Origin of the sequence: Sphingomonas sp. PP-CE-3G-477, from assembly GCF_003050745.1 — a bacterium.
Classification (GTDB): Bacteria; Pseudomonadota; Alphaproteobacteria; order Sphingomonadales; family Sphingomonadaceae; genus Sphingomonas.
The window spans coordinates 605321-630562 of sequence record NZ_QAOF01000001.1 but is presented as its reverse complement, the minus strand read 5'-3'; the positions used below and the strand labels follow the sequence as shown (position 1 = coordinate 630562).

Sequence of the window (25242 nt, the reverse complement as noted above, 5' to 3'; positions counted from 1 at the left end):
TCCCCTCCCGCTCGCGGGAGGGGTCGGGGGAGGGCAGCGCTACACAGGAGACGGAGCATTGGAACAACGCACCCGCATCCGAGACCTCCGCGCCCACCCCACGCGTGCAGAGAGCGCACTGTGGCAGCACCTCGCCGCGCGCCGAACGTCCGGCGTGAGGTTCAACCGTCAGGTCCCGATCGGGCCGTTCATCTGCGACTTCGTTTCCCGCGCTACGAAGCTCGTCGTCGAAGTCGATGGCGGGCAGCATGACTGGCAGTCCGACGATGACGCCCGGCGGACGCGCTTCATCGAACACCAAGGCTACCGTGTGATCCGGTTCTGGAACAACGACGTGCTGGAGCGGATGGAGGGCGTGGTGGCCGAGATCGGGCGCGTGCTTGCGGAACGCCCCTCCCCTAACCCCTCCCGCAAGCGGAAGGGGGACTCGGTCGTGTCCTCCGCGAACGCAGCCCCCCTTCTGCTCCCCTCCCGCCTGCGGGAGGGGTCGGGGGAGGGGAGTGCCGCAAACACCACCCCCACCAAAGTCACCCCATGGCCCTAACCCCACAATTCCTCGACGAACTCCGCGCCCGCACCTCGCTCAGCGCCCTCGTCGGCAAGACCACCAAGCTCACCAAGGCCGGGCGCGAGCACAAGGGCTGCTGCCCGTTCCACAACGAGAAGACCCCCTCCTTCTACGTCAACGACGACAAGGGCTTCTACCATTGCTTCGGCTGCTCCGCGCACGGCGACGCGATCAAGTGGATGACCGACCAGCGCGGCCTGCCCTTCATGGACGCGGTGAAGGAACTCGCGCAGGCCGCCGGGATGGACATGCCCGCGATGGACCGCCAGTCCGCCGCCAAGGCCGAACGCGCCAAGGGCCTGCACGAGGTCATGTCCGACGCCGCCGACTGGTTCACGGAACAACTCAACGGCATTCCCGGCACCGAAGCCCGCGCCCTGCTCGACCGCCGCGGGATCAGGCCCGAGACGGCGCGCGCGTTCGGCATGGGGTTCGCTCCCGACAGCCGCGGCAAGCTCAAAACCGCGCTGAAGGATTACGGCGACCCGATGCTGGTCGAGTCCGGCATGCTGATTTCAGTCGAGGGCAAGGACCCCTACGACCGATTCCGCGGCCGCCTGATGATCCCGATCCGCGACCCCCGCGGGCGGACGATCGCGTTCGGCGGGCGTGTGCTCGACGGTGGCGAGCCAAAATACCTCAACTCCCCCGACACCCCGCTCTTCGACAAGGGCCGCACGCTCTACAACCTCGACAAGGCCGCCCCCGCCTCGCGCAAGTCGGGCCGTGTGCTTGTGGTCGAGGGCTATATGGACGTCATCGCGCTAGCCCAGGCCGGGTTCGGCGAAGCAGTCGCCCCGCTCGGCACGGCCCTGACCGAAGCGCAGCTCGAACGGCTGTGGCGGATGGTCGACGTCCCCCTGCTCTGCTTCGACGGCGACGGCGCCGGCCAGAAGGCGTCGCTCCGGGCTGCCCACCGCGCGCTCCCGCTACTGGCGCCCGGCCGCAGCCTCGCGTTCGTCACGCTCCCGCAAGGCCAGGACCCCGACGACCTCGTCCGCGCCGGCGGCCCCGGTGCATTCGAGGCGTTGCTCAAGACCCCCGAACAGCTCGTCGACCGGCTCTGGGCGTCCGAAGTCGCCGCCGAGGCACTCGACACCCCCGAACAGCGCGCCGGCCTCAAGCGCCGCCTCCACGAACTCGCGGAAGGCATCGCCGACCCGTCGGTGAAGCAGCAATATCACGCCGAGTTCAAGAACCGCTTCTACGAGCATTTCAAACCGGTCCGCGCCCCCTTCGTGCCCAGAGGCGAGCGACCGAAAGGCGGCTGGAAGCCCCCCGCAGCACCGGTGACCGAAGACGCTAAGGCCTTCCTCGCCACCGGTATCGACCGCGTCTTGGCGAAGGCGGTGCTCGCCGGCCTGATCCGCCACCCGGTCGAGATCGCGCGCCACATGGAGGTGCTCGGCTCGCTCCAAATGATCGACGGCGCGCTCGGGCGATTGTTCGAAGCGGTCGTAGATGTTGCACTTGAGGACCAGAAGCTTGATAGCGGGCGCTTGCTCACCATATTGGCGAGGTCCGGTTTCAATTCAGTCGCGAGTGACCTGTTGAGAGCCGATACGATGCCCTATTCGTTCACGCAGACCACGGCCGATCCAGCCCGCGTCCGTGCCGACCTCGACGAGGCGATCGCGATCATGGTCGCCCGCCCTGAGGTAGACGCGGCACTCAAGCAGGCGACCGCGGCGATGCAGACGCACTTCACCGAAGATGCGTTCGAACGACAAGTGGCTATGGTAAGAGAGAAACAGGCGTTGGAAGTCCGACTTGCAAATCTTGTACAGTCGAACGAAGACGCCCGAGCGTTGGGTACCGAGGGCGATTGATGGCTAAGGCGAACATGGCGGAACCCGCCGAGACGAACGAAACCGGCGATGCGCCGCTGATCGACATGAACGATGCGTCGATCAAGAAGGTCATCGCGCGCGCCAAGAAGCGCGGCTACATCACCTATGAGCAGCTCAACGAAGCGCTGCCGCAGGGCGAGATGTCGTCCGACCAGATCGAGGACATCAGCGCCGCGCTGAGCGAGATGGGCATCAACATCGTCGAGAACGACGAAGCCGGCGAGGACGGCGAGACCGAGCCCGCCAAGGACGACGAGGACGAGCCGGAGGCCGCCGACGCGGATGCCGACACAGGCCCCGCGATCGAAAAGAAGAAAGAGACCATCGATCGCACCGACGATCCGGTCCGCATGTACCTGCGCGAGATGGGCGCGGTCGAGCTGCTCAGCCGGGAGGGCGAGATCGCGATCGCCAAGCGGATCGAGGCGGGTCGCGACACGATGATCCTCGGCCTGTGCGAATCGCCGATCACCTTCAACGCGATCATCGACTGGTCGACCGCGCTGAACGAGGGCACGATGCAGCTGCGCGAGATCATGGATCTCGATGCGATGCTGTCGAAGGACCCCGCGCCCGAAGCGATGGCCGAGGACGGCGAAGCCGACGACGGCGAGATCAGCGAAAAGAACGCCGGCCCTTCGTTCAAGGAAGAGGCCGAGCCCGAAGAGCCGTCCGCCGACGAGGACGAGGACGGCGAGCGCCGTGCCCCGCGCGCATCGGACGACGAGGAGGAGGACAACACCCTCAGCCTCGCGCAGATGGAGGAACAGCTCAAGCCGATCGCGCTCGAGCGGTTCGCCAGCATCACCGCGCTCTACAAGAAGTTCAGCAAGATCCAGCAGAGCCGCGTCGACGCAATGGGCATCGGCGGCGATTTCTCCGCGGCCGACGAGCGCAAATACCAGAAGCTGCGCGAGGAACTCACCGCCGAGGTCGAGAGCGTCCAGTTCCACAACGCCAAGATCGAATATCTGGTCGATCAGCTCTATGCCTATAACCGTCGCCTGACCGCGCTGGGCGGCCAGATGCTGCGCCTCGCCGAGCGCCACAAGGTGCCGCGCAAGGACTTCCTCGACCGGTATATCGGTCACGAGATCGACGAGAACTGGCTGGCGACGGTCAACAAGGTCGACAAGAAGTGGACCGCGTTCGTCGCCAACGAGGGCGAGGCGGTCGAGCGCATCCGCGCCGAGATCGCCGACATCACGCAGCAGACCGGCATGGCGCTCACCGAGTTCCGCCGGATCGTCAACATGGTCCAGAAGGGCGAGCGCGAGGCGCGTATCGCCAAGAAGGAGATGGTCGAGGCGAACCTGCGGCTGGTGATCTCGATCGCCAAGAAATACACGAACCGCGGCCTGCAGTTCCTGGATCTCATCCAGGAGGGCAACATCGGCCTGATGAAGGCGGTCGACAAGTTCGAGTATCGCCGCGGCTACAAGTTCAGCACCTATGCGACGTGGTGGATCCGCCAGGCGATCACCCGCTCGATCGCGGACCAGGCGCGCACGATCCGTATTCCTGTCCATATGATCGAGACGATCAACAAGCTGGTTCGCACCAGCCGCCAGTTCCTCCACGAGCAGGGCCGCGAGCCGACCCCGGAGGAGATGGCCGAGCGCCTCTCCATGCCGCTGGAGAAGGTGCGCAAGGTGATGAAGATCGCCAAGGAGCCGATCAGCCTCGAAACGCCGATCGGCGACGAGGAGGATTCGCATCTCGGCGACTTCATCGAGGACAAGAACGCGATCATCCCGGTGGACGCCGCGATCCAGGCGAACCTCAAGGAGACGGTCACGCGCGTGCTGGCGTCGCTGACGCCGCGTGAAGAGCGCGTGCTGCGCATGCGCTTCGGCATCGGCATGAACACCGATCACACGCTCGAGGAAGTCGGCCAGCAGTTCTCGGTGACGCGCGAGCGCATCCGCCAGATCGAGGCGAAGGCGCTGCGGAAGCTGAAGCATCCGTCACGTAGCCGGAAAATGCGCAGCTTCCTCGACCAGTAATGACTTGAAACTAAATATCGTTAAAGGGCTGCGTTGATTAACAACGCAGCCCATTTTTGTAATAAGACTGTGCCTTACAACTTATCTAGCGGCTAGCATTTACCTTGCATGAGCAAATTTTGATCCAGCCAATTAGGCGATCAATTTGCCGCCAGATCGTCAGATTTACCGTTCTCGCGCTTTTTAGCCGCTTCAAATGTTCGGCGTTCAATGCCACCCGCGAGCCGGTTCATCCGCCCTGCCATACGCAAAATCGAATTTAGCAATACCCCGCGATCCAGGTTTGGCTTAGTTAGAATAAGCATCGTCGTAGTTTCCACGATGCTATACACGGCCATCGTCAAAGGCATAACCATTCCTGAGTTACTCTGCCCGACGAGAAGGACGCTACTCTTAGATTCACATACTCCTAGAAGCTCGTCTAGCCCACGATGATTACTGTGAATATGAAGTGACGCGTGCTTGTATAGCGATCTACCGTCAGATCGCCCAGAAAGCTCTATAAGATTATCGAATGTCGGGCTTTTCTTGCCAGTTATACCGCAAGCCCATCCATTCCTTTTGTTCAGCTCTGTACCAAATCTTGCGATTGCATATTCCGCCTGGCCCCTGAGGTAATCGCGATCCTCTTCCGATTCTCCTGCTTCAAGAACATCATCTTTTACATCATTCCAGGCTTGTACCCGAGAATGCGCGAGATACCTCAACGCGAGTTCCTGCCCTTCCTGCACCATAAGTGCAGCGACAACGTTGACCTCGTAAAGAGTCCGCCATCGTGTCAACGCTCCATCCGCGAAGCCACCTTTTAGTAGGCATATGATTTCCGAGGTTACGAGCAACGCCTTCGCGTGAAGATGTGTCATGGCCTCGAAGACGTAATCCTGCTCCTCTACCGCTTCAGGTCGATAGTGTTCGTTAAAGGCACGGCCAAGCTCCTCACACGACACCCATATCGTCTCGATCAGGTCAAAAGCCTTGCGCCACCGGCGGATGTTCCGCCGCTCAAAGCCAAGCCCGTCTTTCCGACGCTCCAAAAGCATCTTCGGTGCGTTTTCCATCAATGTTCGGTAAACGGAACGCCCTGCGCTTCTCACCGTCTTTTCGGCAATGCGCTCGATTTTCTTCGCGGTTAGTACGTGTCCGCTCTTTTCGGCGTCTTGAATAATGCGCTCGAAACCACGCTGAATTTCGTCCATAGCCCAAGGTGCATCGTACGGCTTTTGTGCTTGAGCCCGGCCATTCAAAACGACGTGGCCTCGTAATAACGTTCAGTCACAACCTGTTTCGCTTTCTGAATCTGATAAATCCACTCACGTCTAGGTGGTGATGTGCCGCTTCGCCAACCCTAGGAGACGGGACTGGCGTCACAATAGAGAGTAAATTTGAATTTAATCTAGTGACCTCCAGCCAGTTGCTCTAAACTGAGCTATGGCTGGCTCATGAGCAAGCAGGCTTTAAACTGCAACAAGACGCCCGCTTCAACGTAACCGCTCGACCCCAACGTCAGCTTTGGCATAAAGCCCAGCCATGCCCCGCGTAATCCTGTTCAACAAACCGTACGACGTGCTCAGCCAGTTCACCGACGTGAACAGTCCGACCCCGCGCGCGACGCTGTTGCAGTTCGTCGATGTGCCGGGGGTCTATCCGGCGGGGCGGCTCGACCGCGATAGCGAAGGGCTGTTGCTGCTGACCGACGACGGCCGCCTTCAGGCGCGGATCGCGGACCCGAAGTTCAAGTTGGCCAAGACCTATCTCGTGCAGGTCGAGGGCGATGCCGGCGAGGACGCGCTCGATCGGTTGCGGGGCGGCGTCCTGCTGAAGGACGGCCCTGCCCGCGCCGACGTCGAGCGGATCGCCGCCCCCGACCTCTGGCCGCGCGTGCCGCCGATCCGGGTCCGCGCGAGCATCCCCGACTGCTGGCTGAAGATAACGATCCGCGAAGGCCGCAACCGGCAAGTCCGCCGCATGACCGCCGCGATTCAGCACCCCACGCTGCGGCTGGTCCGGTGGAGCATCGGCGACTGGACCGTGGCGGGTCTGGAGCCCGGCGCGTGGCGCGACGCCTGACGGGTGCTTGAGGCGGGCTGACGGGTGCGTGGGGGCTACCTGAGGCGCGGGCGCTCATGGGCACTCTTCAGACGACAGCGTTCGCGACTGCGAGCGGAACGCCTCCCCACCCACGCCGTCATCCTGACGAAAGTCAGGACACAGAGCCAAGCAGCGCGGCGTTCGTGATCCTGGGTCCTGACTTTCGTCAGGATGACGGAGAAGGGCATGTTCACGCGAAGGCGCTAAGGCGCGAAGAGAAGCAGCTTATTTAGCGCACTTACCCGGTCTTCTCTTCGCGCCTTAGCGCCTTCGCGTGAATCCAGTCCTTGAGCTGCGCTCCGTGGCGCAATGTGATCGTAAGTCCCGAGGATAGAGTTCCCCGCCCGCGCGGGGAGTGCGTTGCGTGACGCGCCGAAATTGCATGGTGGCACGACGAAAACTCCCTCCCCTTCAGGGGAGGGTCGGGGTGGGGCATGTCCACGCAAGCGTGCTCAGCGTGGCAAAGCCTCTTCTAGTCCAGGCAGACGGCCATCCCAATCCGCCAGCAAGACGTGTTTCCCCGCGAAGGCGGGGACCCAGACTGGGCTCCCGCCTTCGCGGGAGAACAAGGAAACGGAAGTCGGTCTGCGCAGGAACACGCGCCCCTGTCCAACCAGAACCGGATAACCGAATAACCGCCCCCATGCCCGCAAGGACAACGGACCGTACAGACCCGACGGCCACCACGGTTCGAAACGCTAAACGCTGTCCTACACGCCGGATAACGCGCAGCGTCACCGCATGTCCGCCCCCTGCCCCCTATGGACCGAACCCTCGCCCGATCCGAAACACAGACGCGCGGGGGGATTGCAGCGGGGACGTAGCGTGAACTTCGTGAACTTCCGCGCGCCTCCGGCCCCCGCGCGACTCGGCCTCCGCGCAGCCGCATCACGCCGCCTCCGACGATGGTTCGACGCGAACCAGGGTTCCGGCCACGAAAAAGGGCGCGGGGACCATCGCCCCCGCGCCCTTCTCCAACTCTGACCCAGAACGGGCGGCAGTCCGATTACTCGGCGGCTGCGGTGCCCTTGGCAGGGCGCATGTCGCGACGCTCGGCGATACGCGCTGCCTTGCCGGTGCGGCCACGCAGGTAATACAGCTTGGCGCGACGCACGGCGCCCTTGCGGACGACTTCGATCGAATCGACGTTCGGCGAGTAGAGCGGGAAGACGCGCTCGACGCCCTCGCCGAAGCTCATCTTCCGCACGGTGAAGTTCGAGCCCATGCCCTTGTTCGAGCGCGCGATGCACACGCCCTCGTAGTTCTGAATACGCGTGCGCTCGCCTTCGACGACCTTCACGCCGACCTTCAGCGTGTCGCCGGGGCGGAAATCGGGGATCGTCTTGTTGGCCAGGAACTTCGCGATGTTCTCGGCTTCGATCGTCTGCAACAGGTTCATGTCTCGTCCTCGTGTCGCTGCGCGCCAGAGGGCGACTGGACCCGAACGCCCTCATGGCGCTCCCAAAGGTCCGGTCGCCGTGACCGTGTATCGATCTCCGCGCGGCGTTTGCGCCATGCAGCGATCTTCGCATGATCCCCCGATCGCAGCACCTGCGGGATCGTGCGCCCTTCCCATGATTGAGGTCGGGTATAATGCGGATATTCGAGCAGCCCCGTTTCGAAGCTCTCGTCATCCCCACTAGAAGCCGCGCCCATTACGCCGGGCAGCAGCCGAATGCAAGCATCGAGCAGCACCAGCGCCCCCATCTCGCCACCCGACAGGATGTAGTCGCCGATCGAGACCTCCTCGATCTCCCGCGCCTCGAACAGCCGTTCGTCGAACCCCTCGAACCGGCCGCAAAGAATGGTGACGCCAGGGCCCTGCGCGAGGTCCCGCACCCGCTCCTGGGTAAGCGGCTTGCCCCGAGGCGTCATCGCCAGCACCGGCCGCCCATCCGCCACGCTGTCGATCGCCGAGGCCACGACATCGGCGCGCAGCACCATCCCGGCCCCGCCCCCCGCCGGCGTATCGTCCACCGACTTGTGCTTGTCCGTCGCGAAGTCCCGGATCTGCACCGGCGAGCAGGACCACCGTCCCTCCCCCAGCGCCCGGCCCGCAAGCGAGGTCCCCAGCGGCCCCGGAAACATCTCCGGATACAGCGTCAATATCGTGGCAGCGAAAGTCACAGCGTCCAATTCTCTATGCGTTTGCGCCATCGTGCGGCGCCGAATGCGCCCAGCACCTATACGGATCGGCGCAACGGAACAATTACGCTGGCGAAACGCTCGCGGCGGATGGACGATTGCATCATCATCGGCGCCGGCCCGGCGGGCCTGACCGCAGCCATCTATCTCGCGCGCTTCCACCTCTCGATCCGGCTGTTCGATTGCGGCAGCAGCCGCGCCGCGCTGATCCCGTGCACGCACAACCATGCCGGCTATCCCGAAGGCATCCGCGGCACGGACCTGCTAGCCCGGATGCTGGCGCAGGCGGAGACTTACGGTGCGGTGCGCGAGGGCGTGCGGGTAGATGCGATCGAGGTGGAGGACGACGGCTTCACCGTGCGGCTCGGCGATCGCCGTGCGCGAGCCCGGAGCGTACTGCTCGCCACCGGGGTCGTGAACAACCGTCCAAACATGCCCGACGCCATCCACGACGAAGCGTTGGAAACCGGCTTGCTCCGCTACTGCCCGATCTGCGACGGCTACGAGGTTACCGACAAGCGCGTCGGCATCATCGGCACCGGCGACCACGGCATGCGCGAGGCCCTGTTTCTGCGCGGTTACACAAAGGACGTAACGCTGATCGCCCCCGAGGGGAGCCACGATCTCGACCCGGCATGCGAAGCGGCGCTAGACGAAGCCGGCATCATCCGCGTCGGAGGTCCCTGCGGCAATTATGCAATTGAGGGTGACAAGCTCGCACTCGACACGGTCGAAGGGCGGTTATCGTTCGACAGCATCTATCCCGCACTCGGGTCGGTCATCCGTTCAGAACTGGCCGTCGCAGCAGGCGCCCGCGCATCCGAAGACGGGTGCCTGGAGGTCGACTCGCACCAGCGAACCTCAATCCCCGGCCTGTTCGCGGCCGGCGACGTGGTGAAGGGTCTCGACCAGATCAGCCACGCGATGGGCGAAGCCGGCGTCGCTGCCACGACGATCCGCAACATGCTCACCGAACAGCGACCACTTCGACGGTAATCGCTACTCAACTTGGGAGAACAAGGGTTACTCAGCCGCGAACGAAGCCTCTACGACAAGCCGGTCGGCATTCCACTCAGGAACGGCTTCGGGGCGCATCGGGATCATGAACCGCTTGCCGGGCTTGTCATCCACGGATGGCCGCTCGATCTCGATCACGTCGCCCGCACCAAAATTATCGATCGCGACCACCCGTCCGATCGCCTCCCCATCGGTCGAGACGACATCGAGCCCGATCACATCCGTGTGATAATACTCACCGTCTTCCAGCGGCGGCAACGAGGACCGCGGCACCGTCAGTTCGGTCCCGCGCATCGCCTCGGCAGCGTTGCGATCGGCGACCTCGGCGAAACGCGCGATCATGCCGTTGTTGCCGTTGCGCGCGGACTTCAGCGACAGTGCGCCATTGTTGAAGCTCTTATAGCTGCCGAAATTCTCGGCAAAGACCTTCAGCCGCACTTCGCCACCGATGCCGTGCGCACCGATGACGACGGCGAGCGTCACGTCAGCCTTGCGCGGAGCCTTCATCGCGACCGGGAGTGTCGTCGGAGCCTTCGGCGGGTTCGTCGGCGGAGACGCCTTGGTTGGTGGCATCTTCGATGTCCTCGGGTGCGGGGGCTGTGCGGGGGTCGGTTTCGGGGGCCATCATGCGCTCCTGTTCGGGGTTACCGATTGAGAGAACGCATGAAGTCCGGTTCGGGTGCGGAGCAGGTCCGCTACCCTCGTCGTCATCCTGGGCTCGACCCAGGATCCAGAGCCACGAACGTTGTCGTCCCCGGCTCTGGATCCCAGCGTTCGCTGGAATGACGGAACAAGGGCGGCCGGGATGTCCCGACCGCCCCAGATTTTTACGAAGCGCTCGTGGCGTCTTCGACTTCGGCGGCGACGACCTGCTCGGTCTCTTCGTTGCTGCCCGTAGCAGGTGCAGCCTTTGCAGCAGCCTCGGCCTCGGCAGCTTCAGCCGCCTTGGTCGCACGCTCTTCGGCGCGCTCGGTGGCCTTCTCGCCGGGCTTGCCCTTGTTCGGGTTGTTGCGCGCCGAACGCTCGAGCACGCCAGCCTGGTCGAGGAAGCGCGCGACGCGGTCGGTCGGCTGCGCGCCAACGCTCAGCCAATGCTTCGCGCGATCGGCGTCGAGCTGCACGCGCTGCTCGTTGTCCTTGGCGAGGAGCGGGTTGTAGTTGCCGATCTTCTCGATGAAGCGGCCGTCACGCGGCGAACGCGCATCGGCAACGACGATCTTGTAGTAAGGACGCTTCTTGGAGCCACCGCGCGCGAGGCGAATGTTGATTGCCATGATATTTTCCTTCGTTTTCTAGATAGATCCCCGAGCGAAAGCCGAGGTGTCGTGGTTGGATAAAGAGGTTATTTCTTCTTCAGAAAATCGTCGAAACCGGCAGGCATCTGCGGCATCTTGGGGCCACCAAGCCCCGGTAGACCACCGCCACCGCCGGGCAGGCCGCCAGCACCGGCCTTGTTGAGCATGTCGCCCATCTGCGGCCCGCCGATCGCGTTGCCGATGCCGCCAAGACCACCGCCCATGCCGCCCTTGCCGAGCATTGCCATCATGCCCTTCATGCCGCCCATCTTCTTGATCTTCTTCATGGCGGTCGACATTTCGAGGTGCATTTTCAGCAGCTTGTTAACCTCCTGGACGGTCGTCCCGGATCCCTTGGCGATGCGGATCTTGCGCTTGGCGTTGATCAGTTCGGGCTTGTTGCGCTCCTTGATCGTCATCGAACCGATCATCGCGTCCATGTGCACCAGCACCTTTTCGCCACCGACCGACGCGACCGCGCCCTGCGCCTTCTTCATGCCGGGGATCATCCCGGCCAGCGCGCCGAGCCCGCCCATCCGCTGCATCTGCGCGAGCTGGGCACGCAGGTCGTTCATGTCGAACTGACCCTTGGCCATCTTGGCGGCCATCCGCTCGGCGTCTTCGGCCTGGATCGACTCCGCAGCGCGTTCGACCAAGCTGACGACGTCGCCCATGCCGAGGATGCGACCGGCAACGCGCTCCGGATGGAACGCCTCGAGCGCATCGAGCTTCTCGCCGGTACCCGCGAACTTGATCGGCTTGCCGGTGACCGCGCGCATCGACAGCGCCGCGCCGCCGCGCGCATCGCCGTCCATGCGGGTCAGCACGATACCCGTCAGCGGCACCTGATCGCTGAAGTTCTGCGCGACGTTGACCGCATCCTGGCCGGTCAGCGAGTCGACGACAAGCAGGATCTCGGCCGGGTTCGCGACGTCGGCGACCGCCTTCATCTCGTCCATCAACGCTTGGTCGACATGGAGTCGGCCCGCGGTGTCGAGCATCAGGACGTCATAGCCCTGGAGCTTGGCCGCCTGCATCGCGCGACGGGCGATATCGACCGGCTGCTGGCCCTGCACGATCGGCAGAGTCGCAACGTCGATCTGCGTGCCGAGCGTCGCCAGCTGTTCCTGCGCGTTCGGGCGATTGACGTCGAGCGACGCCATCAGCACCTTCTTGCGCTCGCGACCAGCCTGCCCAAAATTGGCCTGCCCTGCCGCCAGCCGCTTGGCGATCTTGGCGGTGGTGGTCGTCTTGCCCGAGCCCTGGAGGCCGACCATCATGATGACGGCCGGCGGCGTGACGCCCAGTTCGAGCTCTACGGCATCCGAGCCGAGCATCTCGACCAGCGCATCGCTGACGATCTTGACGACCTGCTGCCCCGGCGTGACCGAGCGAAGGACGTTCTGGCCGATCGCCTTCTCGGTCGCCTTCTCGACGAACTCGCGCGCGACGGGTAGCGCGACGTCGGCTTCGAGCAGCGCGACGCGCACCTCGCGCATCGCCGCGCGCACGTCCGCTTCGGACAACGCACCCCGGCCGCGAAGGCGGTCGAAGACGCCGCCAAGTCGATCGCTCAGGCTTTCGAACATCGAAATACTCCAAATCACCGCGACAAAACGCAAAAGCGCCGGCGGGCGAAACCTCGCCGGCCAGCGTGCATCCTTGGATGCTCGTCCAATGCGCCCCGTAACGGAACGTGATGCGCCCATTACTGGAATGTGGGTAGGGATGCAAGATGGGCTCGGAGTCGGCCTTGTCGAGCAGACGCCTCCTCGTTCTCCGGCGAAAGCAGTGTTCAGACTGACCAGCGCGATTGCGGAAAATACTAATGTCGTGATGCAGATCAATCAGGCGCGCGCATGACACGCTCCGTCCCGCCTAAACGGCTTCTTAACATATCTTACACCTGTCGCATGGCACACCGCAGACCAATCGAAGACCGGACAGGCTATACCATGACCGCAAAGTCGGCGGCGCCACGCGCGCCCCGCAACATAAGTCGGGAATTCATGACCGGCGCCGTTACGGGCGCCGCAACCCTTTTGTTCGTCGGCACCGGCGGCACGGTACTCGTCAAGTCGGTCGCGCATTTTCACAGCAGCACCGAGGTGTTCGACCGCACGCTGGTCGCGGCGATGCTGCTCAACATCGCGCTGATCCTGTTCGGCTGGTTCCGGTATCGCGCCTTGGCTGCGGAGTTGAGCACGCTGACCGACGCGGGTCACCGCGCCGAGGCTCTGGCACAGCGCGATCCGCTCACCGGGCTCCTCAATCGCCGCAGCCTGTCCGAAGACGGCGCGACCCTGTTCGCCAGCGCCCGCCGCCGCGGCAAGGCGATGGCCATGCTGACGATCGACATCGATCACTTCAAGGGCGTCAACGACCTGCACGGCTATGCGGTGGGCGACCTGCTGCTCGTCTATGTCGCCGAGACGATCGCCGCGATCGCTCCTGGTGCCAGCCTGCTCGCACGGCTCGGCGCAGACGAATTCGCCTGCACCTTCGTGTTCGACTCCGCGCACAAGAACGTGGCCGATCGAATCGCCGAGCGCATGATCGCCGGTCTCGCGCTGCCGTTTCGCGCCGATGGCGTCGACATCCACATGAGCGTGTCAATCGGTATCGCCAGGTCGGACGTCGACTGCGCCTCGGTCGACGCGCTCCTGCGAAATGCCGACATCGCGCTCCATGCTGCCAAGACCGCCGGACGCGGCCGCCATGCCTGGTTCGATCGGTCGATGGAGCGGTCACTCCAACTACGCGGCGAACTCGAAGCAGGCCTGCGCCACGCAATTCCCGCGCAGGAGATCGTCCCGTATTTCGAGCAGCAGGTCGACCTTACGACCGGCCTCATCACCGGTTTCGAGGTCCTGGCGCGCTGGGAGCATCCCATCAGGGGGACGATCGCGCCGGACGTGTTCATCCCCATCGCCGAGGAAATCGGCCTGATCGGCGACCTCTCGCTGTCGATCATGCACCAGGCGTTCACCGCAGCGCGGGACTGGGACGCCGGGCTCACCCTCTCGGTCAACGTCTCCCCGCTCCAGCTACGCGACGCGTGGCTCGCGCAGAAGATCATCAAGACGCTGGTCGAGACGGGCTTTCCCGCGAGCCGGCTCGAGATCGAGATCACCGAGAGCGCGCTGTTCGACAATCTTCCCCTCGCGCAGTCGATCGTGGGGAGCCTAAAAAACCAGGGCATCCGCCTCGCACTCGACGATTTCGGCACCGGCTATTCGAGCTTGGCGCATCTGCGCGCGCTGCCGTTCGACCGGATCAAGATCGACAAGAGCTTCGTCTCGTCGATCCTCGACAATCCGGAGAGCATGGCGATCGTCAACACGATCGTGCGGCTTGGCGACAGTCTCAACTTGCCGACGACCGCGGAAGGCATCGAGGACGCCGCGATCGAAGAACGCCTCCGCGCGATCGGCTGCGCGAAGGGTCAGGGGTATCTGTACGGGCGACCACTGGGCGCTGCACAGATCCGGCGGTTGCTGGCCGAGAAACGATTGCTGGCGCAGCGGCCCGACCGGAGCGTGCCACCACCTCGCGGCATTGCGCCGCGGCTGGCGGGGTGATTGCAATACACGCTTATTCTTGGGTGGCCTATCCCACCCCCCCCCGGCGAAGGGCGGGGCCCAATTGGAAAGGTCGCAGTAACCGCGGATAGTCCGTAGTTAGCAACGTTCCCCAATTGGGCCCCGGCCTTCGCCGGGGTGGTGTCTGATGGAGGAGGAGCACCTCCATTACGCTAGTTTTCCCGCGAAGGCGGAGCCTAGGGCCAGGCAGCGCTGCGGGTGGTACCCTGGCTCCTGCATCCGCAGGAGAACGCAGACGGACGCTCCCCCGAAACACCAACCGTGGACTTCCCCCCCCGCCCCTCCTAAATCGCGCCCCATGCCATCTGCCCCGCAGCCAGAGGTCATCAGCCTCGGCTGCCGCCTCAACATCGCCGAAAGCGAGACCATTCGCGCGCTCGTCGCCGGGCGGGATATGGTCGTCGTCAACAGCTGTGCGGTCACCAACGCCGCCGTGAAGGCAACGCGGGTCGCGATCCGCCGGGCTAAACGCGATCGGCCAGACGCGCAGATCGTCGTCACCGGTTGCGCCGCTCAGATCGACCCCGCGAGCTTCGCCGCGATGCCCGAAGTCGACCGCGTCGTCGGCAATGCGGACAAGCTGATGCCGCAAGCTTGGCAGACCGAAGCCCCGGTCGTCGTCTCCGACATCATGCAGGTCCGCGAGACCGCGCCGCATCTCGCCGCGAGCTTCTCCGCGCACGCTCGCGCGTTCGTCGAAGTCCAGAACGGCTGCGACCACCGTTGCACCTTCTGCGCGATCCCGTTCGGCCGCGGCCCGAGCCGCTCGGTTCCCGCCGGCGCGGTCGTCGACCGGATCGCCGGCCTCGTCGACGCAGGCCACCGCGAGATAGTCCTCACCGGCGTCGACCTCACCAGCTACGGTCCAGACCTCCCCGGCGCGCCGACGCTAGGCCACCTTGTCGAACGCATCCTGCGTCACATCCCCAGCCTCGAACGCCTGCGTCTCTCCTCGCTAGACGGCATCGAGATCGACGACCGCCTCTTCGCGCTGCTGACGACTGAGCGCAGGATCATGCCCCACGTCCACCTGTCGTTGCAGGCCGGCGACGACATGATCCTCAAGCGTATGAAGCGCCGCCATTCGCGCGCCGAAAGCGTCGCCCTCGTCGACCGCCTCAAAACCGCGCGCCCCGACATCGCGATCGGCGCGGACCTGATCGCCGGCTTCCCGACCGAGGATGCGGCGATGTTCGCCAACACGCGCGCGCTGATCGACGACTGCCACATCGTCCACCCGCACATCTTCCCCTACTCGCCCCGCGCCGGCACCCCCGCCGCGCGGATGCCGCAGGTCGAACCCGAAGTCCGCCGCCAGCGTGCCGCCCTCCTCCGCGACGCCGGCGAAACATCGCGAGCGAACTGGCTGCAAACGCTGGTGGGAACATCGCAGGATCTGCTCGTCGAACGCCCCGGCGACCGCGGCCATATCGGCAATTTCGCAGAAGTCCTGCTGGACGAACCTTCCATACCCGGCGACATCGTCCGCATCACGATCACCGGCGCCACGGCCGACCGCCTCAGCGCAACACGAGAACCATCATGAGCACCACCCCCACCTGGCACGACAAGCTGATCGGCGGCTTCAAGCGCACCTCCGACCGGCTCGTCGGCAACCTCGCCGGCCTCGGCGGCGCGCGGCTCGACGATTCGACGCTGGACGACATCGAGGAAGCCCTGATCGCGTCCGATCTCGGCCCCGAGACCGCCGGCCGCATCCGCCGCCGCCTGTCCGAAGGCAGCTTCGAGCGCAACATGGAGGAACTCGGCATCCGCGTGATCGTCGCGGAAGAAGTCGAGAAGGTCCTCGCCACGGTCGCGAAACCGATCGAGATCGATGCCTTCCCGCGCCCGCAGGTGATCCTCGTCATCGGCGTCAACGGCTCGGGCAAGACCACCACCATCGCCAAACTCGCGCATCTGTTGATGGAGCAGGACTACGGTGTGATGCTCGCCGCTGGCGACACCTTCCGCGCCGCCGCGATCGGCCAGCTCCGCACCTGGGCCGAGCGCGTCGGCGTGCCGATCGTCACCGGCCCCGAAGGCGGCGACGCGGCGGGCGTAGTTTGGGATGCAGTCAAGAAGGCGACCGAGACCGGCATCGACGTGCTGATCGTCGACACCGCCGGCCGCCTCCAGAACAAGCGCGAGTTGATGGACGAACTCGCCAAGATCCGCCGCGTGCTGGGTCGCATCAACCCCGAGAGCCCCCACGACATCGTGCTCGTGCTCGACGCGACGACCGGCCAGAACGCACTCCAGCAGATCGAGGTCTTCAAGGAGGTCGCGGGCGTCACCGGGCTCGTGATGACCAAGCTCGACGGCACCGCCCGCGGCGGCGTTCTCGTGGCGGCGGCCGAGAAATACGGCCTTCCGATCCACGCGATCGGCATCGGCGAGGGCATGACGGATCTGCGCCCGTTCGATGCGAACGAGGTCAGCCGGATCATCGCGGGGGTGGAAAGCGTTCGGAAGTAACGCTTGCCTCGCGCGCCCCGTTTGCCCTGAGCGAAGTCGAAGGACTGGTCAGCTTGTGGCAATGTCCTCCGACTAAGCTCAGGACGAACGGCATCTTACCGTATTTCGTGGATATTCCAGTGACCAAGCCCCCCCTGTCCCCCGGCCTCCGCATGGCGGTCGACTATGGCCCGCTCGCGGTCTTCTTCGCGGTGAACTTCCTGACCCCCGGCCTGCCGATCGTCCGCGTCGTCGCCGCCACCACCGCGTTCATCATCGCCACGATCGCCGCCATGATCGTATCGAAGGTCAAGACCGGCCATATCTCGCCGATGCTGTGGCTGTCGGGCGCGCTGATCGTCGTGTTCGGCGGGCTGACGATCTATTTCCACGACCAGCGCTTCATCCAGATGAAGCCGACGATCATCTACGCCATGTTCGCGGCGATCCTGACGTTCGGGCTCGTCACCGGGCGCCCGCTGCTCCAGTCGCTGCTCGCCACCGCCTATCCCGGCCTGTCCGCCGATGGCTGGCGCAAGCTGACGCGCAACTGGGCGGTGTTCTTCGTGTTCATGGCGGTGCTGAACGAGGCGGTCTGGCGCAACACGACCTGGGATTTCTGGGTAGGCTTCAAGCTGTGGGGCGCGATCCCGCTGACGCTGCTCTTCGCGTTCGCCAACATTCCGATGCTGCTGAAGCACGGATTGCAAACGGGCGACAAAGCCGTCACCGACCTGCCGCCCGAAGGATAATCTACTGCTCCCCTCCCGCAAGCGGGAGGGGGATTAAGGTTCAGCCCGCGACCTTCGCGTAGCGCTCAGCCACGACGTCCCAGTTCACGATGTCCCACCAGGCCTTCAGATAGCCCGGACGATCGTTCTTGTACGTCAGGTAATAGGCGTGCTCCCAGACGTCGTTCCCGAGCAGCGGCGTGCCGGACTCCTTGGCGTCGTCCATCAGCGGGTTGTCCTGGTTCGGTGTACTCGTCACCTTCAGCTTGCCGCTTGCATCCGCGATCAGCCATGCCCAGCCCGAGCCGAACTGCCCAGCACCCTTGGTGTTGAACTCTTCCTTGAGCTTGTCGAGGCTGCCGAAATCACGATCGATTGCCTCGGCGAGCTTGCCCGACGGTGCCTGGCCGGTCTTGGCCGCCATCGTCTTCCAGAAGAAGTCGTGGTTCCAGAAACCACCGCCATTGTTGCGGACCAGCGGCGGCTGCGACGAGATCATGCCGAGGATGTCCTCGATCGACTTGCCCGCCAGTGCGGAATCCTTCTCGACGCCTTCGTTCAGCTTGGCCGTGTACGCCGCGTGATGCTTGTCGTGATGAAACTTCATCGTTTCCTGGTCGATCACCGGCTCGAGCGCGTCATAGGCATACGGCAGCGGTGGGAGTTCGAAAGCCATGGGGGTTCTCCTTTATGGGGTCGGACGCTCAACGTCCGCACGTCGCAAATGGTCCCCCAAAAGTCGTTGCGCAAGCGTATCCAGCGGCCGAAACGCCGCGACCCGACAGCATCATCGGTCAGGCGGCGGTCTTGCCGTATTCTTGCCGGGTGACGGGATGGCTGGACGAGAGGCCGCCATCGACCGCGATCGCCTGGCCGTTGACGTAGCTGGCGTCGTCGGAGGCGAGGAACAACGCCACCTTGGCGAGTTCCTCGGGCTGCGCGCCACGGTGGAGCGGGTTGAGCCGGCCGACGCGGTCCATCTTGTTCGCCTCGCGTGCGTAGTCGAAGACGGGCTTCGTCATGCCGGTCTCGGTCAGGCCGGGGCAGATCGCGTTGACGCGGACGTTCGAGCCCGTGAGTTGCTGCGCGGAGACGGCGGCTAGGTTGATGACGCCGGCTTTCGACGCGGAATAGGCGGGCGAGCCGGCGCCGGAGCGGATCCCTGCGACGCTGGCGGTAAGGACGATCGCGCCCTTCCCTCGCTCGGCGATACGCGGCGCGGCGTGCTTGATCGCGAGGAACGGGCCGATCAGGTTGACGCGCAGCACTTCGGTGATGAGCGCGACGTCGGTGTCGAACAGGTTCGCCATGCCGCCCGAGACACCCGCATTGGCGAACATCACGTCGAGCCCGCCGAAGCTGTCGCAGGCGAGCGCGATCGTGCGGATCACGTCCTCTTCGAGCCCCGCGTCGATGCGGATCGCCTTCGCCGTGCCGCCGGCCTGCGTGATCAGGTGCGCGGTTTCGTCGGCGCCCTCGGTCTTGTCGGCGACGATGACCTTGCCCCCTTCGCTCGCGAACAGGAGCGCGGCGGCACGGCCGATGCCGGAGCCTGCGCCGGTGACGATGATCGATTTGTCCGTAAAGCGCATCGCATGGTCCTTCGGTTAGATCGTGACGCCGCCGTCGATGACCATCGTCTGGCCGGTCATGAAGTTGCTCGCGGACGACGCCAGGAAGACGACCGCGCCCGCGATCTCCTCGGGCTCGCCGATCCGGCGGAGCGGCACACTGGTGTTCGCCGCCTCGATCCGCTGCGGGTCTTCCCACAAGGCTCGTGCGAAGTCGGTCTTGATCAGGCCAGGCGCGATGCAGTTGACGCGGACGTTGGACGGCCCGAACTCGACCGCGAGGTTGCGCGCGAGCTGCATGTCGGCGGCCTTGCTGATGCAATAGGCGCCGATCACCGGTGAACCGCGCAGCCCACCGATCGACGAGATGATGATGATGCTGCCGCTGCGGCGCTCCAGCATCTCGGGCGCGACCATCTGGATCAGCCAGTGGTTCGAAACGATGTTGTTATCGAGGATCTTGCGGAACTGGTCGTCGGCGATGCAGGCCTGCGGGCCGTAATAGGGGTTCGAGGCGGCGTTGCAGACGAGGATGTCGATGCGGCCGAGTTGGGCGCGGGTCTGGTCGACGAGGTGCTGGAGGCCGGCCTTGTCGGAGATGTTTGCGGCGATCGCGATCGCGGTGCCGTCGCCATACCTGGCGTTCAGTTCCGCCGCGACGGTGTCACATGCGTCCTGCTTGCGGCTGGAGATCACGATCTTCGCGCCGTGCTCAGCCAGTTCGCGCGCGGAGGCCAAGCCGATTCCTCGCGACGATCCCGTGACGATGGCGACCATCCCGGTCAGGTCGAACTGCGACATTCTTGCTTCTCCCCTCCCGCATGCGGGAGGGGTCGGGGGTGGGCCCCCCGGCCAGCCACAAACGGTATCGGTTATGGTGAGCGTGAGCCCACCCCTAGCCCCTCCCGCATGCGGGAGGGGGATGAGTTACGCGCCCGCCTTCACAGCGAACCCCCAGGCAGCGTCCGCCAGACCGTGGATCTTCGCGACTGTCTTCTCCGCCTGCGCACTCGACGCAGTGCCGTCGATGATGCGCTTCTTGATGCCCTGGACGATGCCGGTCAGGCGGAAGAGGTTGTAGGCGAAATACCAGTTGAGATCGGGGACGCCGTCGCGGCCGGTGGCGGCGCAATAGCGGTCTACAACCTGCTCGATCGTCGGAATGCCCGTCTCCGGCCCGGTCATGCCGAGCACGCCCGATCGCCCTTCGGGTTCGGTCACCCAACTCATCAACAGATACGAGAAGTCCGCGAGCGGATCACCGAGCGTCGACAATTCCCAGTCGAGGACGGCGATCACCTTGGGCTCAGACGGCGCGAAGATCATGTTGTCGATGCGGTAGTCACCGTGGACGATCGAGGTCCGCGTCTGCTCGGGCAATGTACGCGGCAGCCACTCGATCAGACGTTCGACCGAGTCCATGTGCTCGGTTTCGGCGGCGCGATATTGCTTGGTCCAGCGGCCGACCTGGCGCTCGAAATAATTGCCGGGCTTGCCGTACTCCCCGAGCCCCGCCGCCGCGTAATCGGTGTTGTGTAGCGCGGCGAGCGTGTCGACCATCGCCTCGTAATGCGAAGCCCGCTCGGGCGGCGTCGCACCCGGCATCGCGCCGTCCCAGATCGTCCGCCCTTCGACCATCTCCATGACGTAGAAGGCCGAACCGATGACCGCCGCGTCCTCGCAGAGACCATAGGGCCGAGGCACCGGGAAGCCGGTTGGATGCAGCCCCGCGATGACGCGGTATTCGCGGTCGACGGCGTGCGCGCTCGGCAGGATCGGGCCGAACGGTTTCCGGCGCAGGACATAAGCGCGCTCCGGCGTGTCGAGGCGGTAGGTCGGGTTCGACTGGCCGCCGGCGAACTTCGCGTAGGTCAGCGGCCCCGCATACCCCGGCACGTTGGCGGTCATCCACGCGCCAAGCGTGTCGAGGTCGAGACGGTCCTTGTCGCCGACCTCGATCGTGCCGACCATGCTGGTCGATGCATCGCTCACGAGAAGGTGATCACACTACGGGTCGTATCGCCGCGGCGGAGTTCGTCGAACGCGTCGTTGATGCGCTCCAGCGGCATCCGGTCGGCGATGATCGTGTCGAGATCGAGCAACCCGCGCATGTAGAAATCGACCAGCCGCGGGATGTCGACCGGGAAGCGGTTCGAGCCCATGAAGCCACCCTGCAGGCGCTTGCCCGACAGCAGGTCCATCGCTGACAGCCCGACCTTCTCGCCGAGCGGCATCATCCCGAGGATCGTCGCGGTGCCGCCTCGACGCAGCACCTTGACCGCGGTCGCCGCGGATTGCGCACGCCCGACCGCCTCGATCGCGTGATGCACGCCACCCTTCGTGATCGCGACGACCTCGTCCGCGGCGGTGTCGGACAGCGCATCGATGCTGTGCGTCGCGCCGAGTTTTTCCGCCATCGCGCGCTTCTCGGGGACCGGATCGAGCGCGATGATCTTCCCTGCGCCGGCGATCTTGGCCGCGTTGACCGCCGCGAGCCCAATACCGCCGCAGCCGACCACGCATACCGTCTCGCCCGGAGTCACGTCGGTAGTGTTGAACACCGCCCCCGCCCCCGTCGTGATCGCGCAGCCGAGCAGCGCCGCACGGTCCATCGGCATGTCGCGGTCGATCGCAACGCAAGCATGTTCGTGGACCAGCATCATCTCGGCATAGGCACTGAGGTTGAGCATCTGCGCGATCGGCCGGTCGCCGAGCATCAGGCGCGGTGTAGCGCCTTTCGGACGGCGCACGCTGGCGTCGATGCACAGCGACATCCGGCCGGTGACGCAGAACTCGCACTGACCACAGAATGCCGACAGGCACGTGACGACATGATCGCCGACCTTCACGCCGCGCACTTCGTCGCCGATCGCCTCGACCACGCCGCAAGCCTCGTGCCCCGGAATGGTCGGCATCGCATGCGGATAGGCGCCGTCGACGAAATGCAGGTCGGACCGGCACACGCCGACCGCCATCGTGCGGATCAGCACTTCGTGCGCGGTCGGCTTCGAGATAGTGACATCCTCGATGCTGAGCGGCGTCTTGGCTTCGAAAAGGACTGCGGCTTTCATGGGTAGGTGCGCTCCGAAACGAGACCGTCATCCTGACGAAAGTCAGGACCCAGAGCCAAGATCGCTGCCCTTGTGGCTATGGGTCCTGGGTCGAGCCCAGGATGACGAAGAAAGAAGGACGAACGGGGGTTTATCGGCTCACCCCGACATCCCCGCTCGACACGCCACCCTTGCGGAAGTCGCCGTATTTCCCGAACTCGTTGCGTGCGATCGATCGATTGTGGACCTCATCCGGACCGTCCGCGAACCGCAGGGTGCGCATCGCCGCCCAGTCGTGCGCCAACCGGAAGTCACCCGACACGCCGCCGCCGCCATGCGCCTGGATCGCATCGTCGAGAATCCGCAGCGCCATGTTCGGCGCGGCGACCTTGATCATCGAGATCTCGATCTGCGCGGACTTGTTGCCCGCGTTGTCCATCATGTCCGCCGCCTTGAGGCAGAGCAAACGAGTCATCTCGATGTCGATTCGCGCGGTCGCGATCCGCTCCTCCCACACCGAGAAGTCGGCGATCCGCTTGCCGAACGCGACCCGGTCGAGCAGTCGCCGCGCCATCGCCTCGATCGCAGTCTCGGCGACACCGATCGTCCGCATGCAGTGATGGATACGGCCCGGCCCAAGCCGCCCCTGCGCGATCTCGAACCCGCGCCCCTCGCCGAGCAGCACGTTCTCCACCGGCACGCGGACATTCTCCAGCACCACTTCGCCATGCCCGTGCGGCGCATGGTCATAGCCATAGACGGAAAGCATTCGCTTGATGGTCACGCCGGGCGTATCCATCGGCACGAGAATCTGGCTCTGCTGCTGGTGCCGCGATCCCTCGAAGCTCGTCTTGCCCATCACGATCGCGATCTTGCAGCGCGGATCGCCGACGCCGCTCGACCACCATTTGGTGCCGTTGATCACGTAATGATCGCCGTCGCGGACCATCGACGTCTCGATGTTGGTCGCATCCGACGACGCTACCGCGGGCTCGGTCATCAGGAACGCCGAGCGGATCTCGCCGCGCATCAACGGCCCGAGATACGTCTCCTTCTGCTCGCGTGTGCCATAGCGGTGAAACACCTCCATGTTGCCGGTATCGGGCGCCGAACAGTTGAAACACTCGCTCGCCCAGCCGACCTTGCCCATCTCTTCCGCGCATAACGCATATTCGAGATTGGTCAGCTGGGTGCCTTCGAATTCGAACGAATCATCGACATGCGTCTGGCCCGAATGCGGCGGCATGAAGAAATTCCAGAGCCCGGCAGCCTTGGCCTTCTCCTTCATCTCCTCGATTACCGGAATCACCTTCCAGCGTTCACCTTCATGGGCTTGCGTGTCGTAATCGGCCTGTCGCGGGCGGATATTCTGGTCGATGAAATCCCGGACCCGATCCCGGAAATACGTCTCTCGTTCGCTCAGCGTGAAATCCATGCGGGCTCTCCGTTCGTCGTCGCTTTGGAGGCGGGTTAGACCATACCGCGTATTCGGTAAAGCGTACGCGGTGGTCCGGAAAGCATGTTTTCAAGTCCGCCCTGAAACCGCCTAAAAAGCACTGTATCTTCAAATCGAAGCTGTTAGGGTGTTTCGATGAAGGTTCCGGCAGAGGCCAGCGACGAGAGCGAACAGGGGACCAAGCGCTTCCGTGCGAAGCGTGACGCGATCCTCGCCGCGGCGGCAGAAGCGATCAACGAACAGAGTGCCAAGGGCATGACGTTCGCGGACGTGGCGCGGCGCGTCGGGCTCAATACGACGAGCGTTACCTATTATTTCAAGCGCAAGGAAGACCTCGCGGCGGCGGCGTTCGAGAACACGCTCGAATCGCTGATCGCGATGCTCGACGTCGCGGCGGAAGAGGCCACGCCGGAGGACCGCGTTCGGCGCTATCTCGCGCTCAACATGGACCGGCTCGGGCGGATCCAGCGCGGCGAGGAGAAGGCGTTCGCCGTCCTCTCCGATCTGCGCGCGACCGAAGAGCCGATGCGCGGCCGGCTGATGGCGGGCTGGCGCGAGGTGTTCCGCCGGACGCGGCTGCTGTGGGGGCCGACTTCGTCGCGCGCGCAGACCGATCTCAACGGCGCACGCGCGCATGTGCTGCTCGAGAATACGTTCTGGCTGCCGATCTGGCTGACGCGGTACGAGCCCGATCAATATGGCCGGGTCGAGGAACGGCTGATGGACGTGTTCGCGCACGGCATCGCGGGCAAGAACGCCAAATGGTCCCCTACCCTGCTCGATCTCAGCCATGACGAGGCGGAGCCGGGGCGCGAGGCGTTCCTGCTCGCCGCGACGCGCCTGATAAACGAGCTCGGCTATCGCGGCGCATCGGTGCAGAAGATCGCATCCGAGCTGAACGTGACCAAGGGCAGCTTCTACCACCATCTCGATGCGAAGGACGACCTCGTCATTGCGTGCTACCGCCGCAGCTTCGACACGATCGCCGATGCGCAAAGTCGGGGCGAGGCCGAGGGCGGGAGCTACTGGCACAAATTGTCTAGCACGGTCGCGACCTTGCTCGACGTGCAGTTCGCCGAACGCGGGCCATTGCTGCGTACCACCGCGCTGAGCGGATTGCCGGTCGGCGTGCGCAACGCGATGGTCGATCGCTCGAACGGCATCGCGCGGCGCTATGCCGGCATGATGATGGACGGGATCGGCGAAGGCTCGATCCGCGCGGTCGATGCGCTGATCGCGGCGCAGGCGTTGATGGCGCTCCAGAACGCGGCGTTCGACATGCGCAAATGGGCCTCAACCATGCCGCGCGAGCGGGCGATCGCGATGTACGCTTCGACGCTGATGTTCGGGCTGTTCGATGATCGGATGGCGCAGGGCTAACCGATCGCCTCGGACTGGCGTGCGAT

The 25242-nt window shown here is 64.6% G+C and carries 23 protein-coding genes; 10 read left to right on the top strand and 13 right to left on the bottom strand.

Annotation, left to right across the window (positions count from 1 at the left end):
• Positions 1-58 precede the first annotated feature (58 nt).
• Genes C8J45_RS02930 through rpoD form a run of 3 tightly spaced genes read left to right on the top strand, consistent with a single transcriptional unit; the run spans position 59 to position 4424 of the window.
• A complete protein-coding gene (locus tag C8J45_RS02930; RefSeq protein WP_107961790.1) occupies positions 59-544 on the top strand; it encodes an endonuclease domain-containing protein in 486 nt (161 codons plus the stop codon).
• Positions 535-2397 (top strand): DNA primase, encoded by a 1863-nt coding sequence (dnaG, locus tag C8J45_RS02925; RefSeq protein ID WP_107961789.1) that lies wholly within the window; start codon positions 535-537, stop codon positions 2395-2397. Before C8J45_RS02930 ends, dnaG begins: the two co-directional genes overlap by 10 nt.
• Positions 2397-4424 (top strand): RNA polymerase sigma factor RpoD, encoded by a 2028-nt coding sequence (gene rpoD / locus C8J45_RS02920; RefSeq protein WP_056062280.1) that lies wholly within the window; start codon positions 2397-2399, stop codon positions 4422-4424. The genes dnaG and rpoD overlap by 1 nt, the downstream gene beginning before the upstream one ends.
• A gap of 140 nt (positions 4425-4564) precedes the next feature.
• Here the strand turns inward: rpoD and C8J45_RS02915 are convergent, their stop codons facing one another.
• Positions 4565-5620 carry a DUF5677 domain-containing protein gene (locus tag C8J45_RS02915; protein WP_107961788.1) on the bottom strand — a complete coding sequence of 352 codons (1056 nt, stop codon included), beginning with the start codon at positions 5618-5620 and terminating at the stop codon, positions 4565-4567.
• Between the two features lie 331 nt (positions 5621-5951).
• Here C8J45_RS02915 and C8J45_RS02910 point away from each other — a divergent pair, with 331 nt between their 5' ends.
• The gene (locus C8J45_RS02910) at positions 5952-6491 is read left to right on the top strand and encodes a pseudouridine synthase (RefSeq protein WP_107961787.1); all 540 of its coding nucleotides are present in this window, start codon (positions 5952-5954) and stop codon (positions 6489-6491) included.
• Between the two features lie 1027 nt (positions 6492-7518).
• Here C8J45_RS02910 and rplS read toward each other — a convergent pair.
• Together rplS and trmD are read right to left on the bottom strand one after the other, a co-directional pair.
• Positions 7519-7911 carry a 50S ribosomal protein L19 gene (gene rplS / locus C8J45_RS02905; RefSeq protein WP_031395442.1) on the bottom strand — a complete coding sequence of 131 codons (393 nt, stop codon included), beginning with the start codon at positions 7909-7911 and terminating at the stop codon, positions 7519-7521.
• Positions 7908-8639, bottom strand: coding sequence for a tRNA (guanosine(37)-N1)-methyltransferase TrmD (trmD, locus tag C8J45_RS02900; protein WP_107962217.1), 732 nt, complete (start codon positions 8637-8639; stop codon positions 7908-7910). The genes rplS and trmD overlap by 4 nt, the downstream gene beginning before the upstream one ends.
• Positions 8640-8747: 108 nt before the next feature.
• Here trmD and C8J45_RS02895 point away from each other — a divergent pair, with 108 nt between their 5' ends.
• Positions 8748-9653 carry an NAD(P)/FAD-dependent oxidoreductase gene (locus C8J45_RS02895; RefSeq protein ID WP_107962216.1) on the top strand — a complete coding sequence of 302 codons (906 nt, stop codon included), beginning with the start codon at positions 8748-8750 and terminating at the stop codon, positions 9651-9653.
• Between the two features lie 27 nt (positions 9654-9680).
• Here the strand turns inward: C8J45_RS02895 and rimM are convergent, their stop codons facing one another.
• The 4 genes from rimM to ffh form a co-directional block, all read right to left on the bottom strand.
• Positions 9681-10181, bottom strand: a complete 501-nt coding sequence (rimM, locus tag C8J45_RS02890; RefSeq protein ID WP_107961786.1) for a ribosome maturation factor RimM — start codon at positions 10179-10181, stop codon at positions 9681-9683.
• Positions 10159-10299 (bottom strand): hypothetical protein, encoded by a 141-nt coding sequence (locus C8J45_RS19065; RefSeq protein WP_181321072.1) that lies wholly within the window; start codon positions 10297-10299, stop codon positions 10159-10161. Before C8J45_RS19065 ends, rimM begins: the two co-directional genes overlap by 23 nt.
• A 202-nt stretch (positions 10300-10501) precedes the next feature.
• The gene (rpsP, locus tag C8J45_RS02885) at positions 10502-10948 is read right to left on the bottom strand and encodes a 30S ribosomal protein S16 (protein ID WP_107961785.1); all 447 of its coding nucleotides are present in this window, start codon (positions 10946-10948) and stop codon (positions 10502-10504) included.
• Positions 10949-11016: 68 nt separating this feature from the next.
• On the bottom strand, positions 11017-12558 hold the full coding sequence (ffh, locus tag C8J45_RS02880) for a signal recognition particle protein (RefSeq protein ID WP_107961784.1): 1542 nt from the start codon (positions 12556-12558) through the stop codon (positions 11017-11019).
• A gap of 420 nt (positions 12559-12978) precedes the next feature.
• On the opposite strand from ffh, the gene C8J45_RS02875 reads away from it, so the two are divergent.
• From C8J45_RS02875 to C8J45_RS02860, 4 genes are all read left to right on the top strand, one after another.
• A complete protein-coding gene (locus tag C8J45_RS02875) occupies positions 12979-14550 on the top strand; it encodes a bifunctional diguanylate cyclase/phosphodiesterase (protein WP_107962215.1) in 1572 nt (523 codons plus the stop codon).
• A gap of 319 nt (positions 14551-14869) precedes the next feature.
• Positions 14870-16117, top strand: a complete 1248-nt coding sequence (mtaB, locus tag C8J45_RS02870) for a tRNA (N(6)-L-threonylcarbamoyladenosine(37)-C(2))-methylthiotransferase MtaB (RefSeq protein ID WP_107961783.1) — start codon at positions 14870-14872, stop codon at positions 16115-16117.
• Entirely contained in the window at positions 16114-17049 is a 936-nt protein-coding gene (gene ftsY, locus C8J45_RS02865) for a signal recognition particle-docking protein FtsY (RefSeq protein WP_056051078.1), read from the top strand. The genes mtaB and ftsY overlap by 4 nt, the downstream gene beginning before the upstream one ends.
• 119 nt (positions 17050-17168) lie before the next feature.
• On the top strand, positions 17169-17780 hold the full coding sequence (locus C8J45_RS02860; RefSeq protein WP_258191250.1) for a septation protein A: 612 nt from the start codon (positions 17169-17171) through the stop codon (positions 17778-17780).
• Positions 17781-17820: 40 nt separating this feature from the next.
• Here C8J45_RS02860 and C8J45_RS02855 read toward each other — a convergent pair whose 3' ends face one another.
• The 6 genes from C8J45_RS02855 to C8J45_RS02830 all read right to left on the bottom strand — a co-directional run bounded on the left by C8J45_RS02855 (position 17821) and on the right by C8J45_RS02830 (position 23815).
• Positions 17821-18435 (bottom strand): superoxide dismutase, encoded by a 615-nt coding sequence (locus C8J45_RS02855; protein WP_107961782.1) that lies wholly within the window; start codon positions 18433-18435, stop codon positions 17821-17823.
• A gap of 118 nt (positions 18436-18553) precedes the next feature.
• Positions 18554-19351, bottom strand: coding sequence for an SDR family NAD(P)-dependent oxidoreductase (locus C8J45_RS02850; RefSeq protein ID WP_107961781.1), 798 nt, complete (start codon positions 19349-19351; stop codon positions 18554-18556).
• A 15-nt stretch (positions 19352-19366) separates the two neighbouring features.
• Positions 19367-20131, bottom strand: coding sequence for an SDR family oxidoreductase (locus C8J45_RS02845; protein ID WP_107961780.1), 765 nt, complete (start codon positions 20129-20131; stop codon positions 19367-19369).
• A gap of 126 nt (positions 20132-20257) precedes the next feature.
• A complete protein-coding gene (locus tag C8J45_RS02840; protein WP_107962214.1) occupies positions 20258-21301 on the bottom strand; it encodes a phosphotransferase family protein in 1044 nt (347 codons plus the stop codon).
• 17 nt (positions 21302-21318) lie between these two features.
• Positions 21319-22401, bottom strand: a complete 1083-nt coding sequence (locus C8J45_RS02835) for a Zn-dependent alcohol dehydrogenase (RefSeq protein WP_107961779.1) — start codon at positions 22399-22401, stop codon at positions 21319-21321.
• Between the two features lie 130 nt (positions 22402-22531).
• Positions 22532-23815, bottom strand: coding sequence for an acyl-CoA dehydrogenase family protein (locus C8J45_RS02830; RefSeq protein WP_107961778.1), 1284 nt, complete (start codon positions 23813-23815; stop codon positions 22532-22534).
• A gap of 156 nt (positions 23816-23971) precedes the next feature.
• Between C8J45_RS02830 and C8J45_RS02825 the strand changes: the two genes are divergently transcribed.
• Positions 23972-25216: a TetR/AcrR family transcriptional regulator gene (locus C8J45_RS02825; RefSeq protein WP_107961777.1), complete on the top strand. Its 1245-nt coding sequence runs from the start codon at positions 23972-23974 to the stop codon at positions 25214-25216.
• The last annotated feature ends 26 nt before the right edge of the window (positions 25217-25242 follow it).

What these genes read in the sequence shown, in the direction of transcription:
- C8J45_RS02840 (WP_107962214.1), bottom strand. Translation starts at nt 21,301, where the DNA reads ATGGTCGGCACGATCGAGGTCGGCGACAAGGACCGTCTCGACCTCGAC.
- dnaG (WP_107961789.1), top strand. Translation starts at nt 535, where the DNA reads ATGGCCCTAACCCCACAATTCCTCGACGAACTCCGCGCCCGCACCTCG.
- C8J45_RS19065 (WP_181321072.1), bottom strand. Translation starts at nt 10,299, where the DNA reads ATGGCCCCCGAAACCGACCCCCGCACAGCCCCCGCACCCGAGGACATC.
- ftsY (WP_056051078.1), top strand. Translation starts at nt 16,114, where the DNA reads ATGAGCACCACCCCCACCTGGCACGACAAGCTGATCGGCGGCTTCAAG.
- rpsP (WP_107961785.1), bottom strand. Translation starts at nt 10,948, where the DNA reads ATGGCAATCAACATTCGCCTCGCGCGCGGTGGCTCCAAGAAGCGTCCT.
- C8J45_RS02895 (WP_107962216.1), top strand. Translation starts at nt 8,748, where the DNA reads ATGGACGATTGCATCATCATCGGCGCCGGCCCGGCGGGCCTGACCGCA.
- C8J45_RS02850 (WP_107961781.1), bottom strand. Translation starts at nt 19,351, where the DNA reads ATGCGCTTTACGGACAAATCGATCATCGTCACCGGCGCAGGCTCCGGC.
- C8J45_RS02830 (WP_107961778.1), bottom strand. Translation starts at nt 23,815, where the DNA reads ATGGATTTCACGCTGAGCGAACGAGAGACGTATTTCCGGGATCGGGTC.
- ffh (WP_107961784.1), bottom strand. Translation starts at nt 12,558, where the DNA reads ATGTTCGAAAGCCTGAGCGATCGACTTGGCGGCGTCTTCGACCGCCTT.
- rpoD (WP_056062280.1), top strand. Translation starts at nt 2,397, where the DNA reads ATGGCTAAGGCGAACATGGCGGAACCCGCCGAGACGAACGAAACCGGC.
- mtaB (WP_107961783.1), top strand. Translation starts at nt 14,870, where the DNA reads ATGCCATCTGCCCCGCAGCCAGAGGTCATCAGCCTCGGCTGCCGCCTC.
- C8J45_RS02835 (WP_107961779.1), bottom strand. Translation starts at nt 22,401, where the DNA reads ATGAAAGCCGCAGTCCTTTTCGAAGCCAAGACGCCGCTCAGCATCGAG.
- rplS (WP_031395442.1), bottom strand. Translation starts at nt 7,911, where the DNA reads ATGAACCTGTTGCAGACGATCGAAGCCGAGAACATCGCGAAGTTCCTG.
- C8J45_RS02825 (WP_107961777.1), top strand. Translation starts at nt 23,972, where the DNA reads ATGAAGGTTCCGGCAGAGGCCAGCGACGAGAGCGAACAGGGGACCAAG.
- C8J45_RS02875 (WP_107962215.1), top strand. Translation starts at nt 12,979, where the DNA reads ATGACCGGCGCCGTTACGGGCGCCGCAACCCTTTTGTTCGTCGGCACC.
- C8J45_RS02845 (WP_107961780.1), bottom strand. Translation starts at nt 20,131, where the DNA reads ATGTCGCAGTTCGACCTGACCGGGATGGTCGCCATCGTCACGGGATCG.
- rimM (WP_107961786.1), bottom strand. Translation starts at nt 10,181, where the DNA reads ATGAAGGCTCCGCGCAAGGCTGACGTGACGCTCGCCGTCGTCATCGGT.
- C8J45_RS02855 (WP_107961782.1), bottom strand. Translation starts at nt 18,435, where the DNA reads ATGGCTTTCGAACTCCCACCGCTGCCGTATGCCTATGACGCGCTCGAG.
- C8J45_RS02910 (WP_107961787.1), top strand. Translation starts at nt 5,952, where the DNA reads ATGCCCCGCGTAATCCTGTTCAACAAACCGTACGACGTGCTCAGCCAG.
- C8J45_RS02915 (WP_107961788.1), bottom strand. Translation starts at nt 5,620, where the DNA reads ATGGACGAAATTCAGCGTGGTTTCGAGCGCATTATTCAAGACGCCGAA.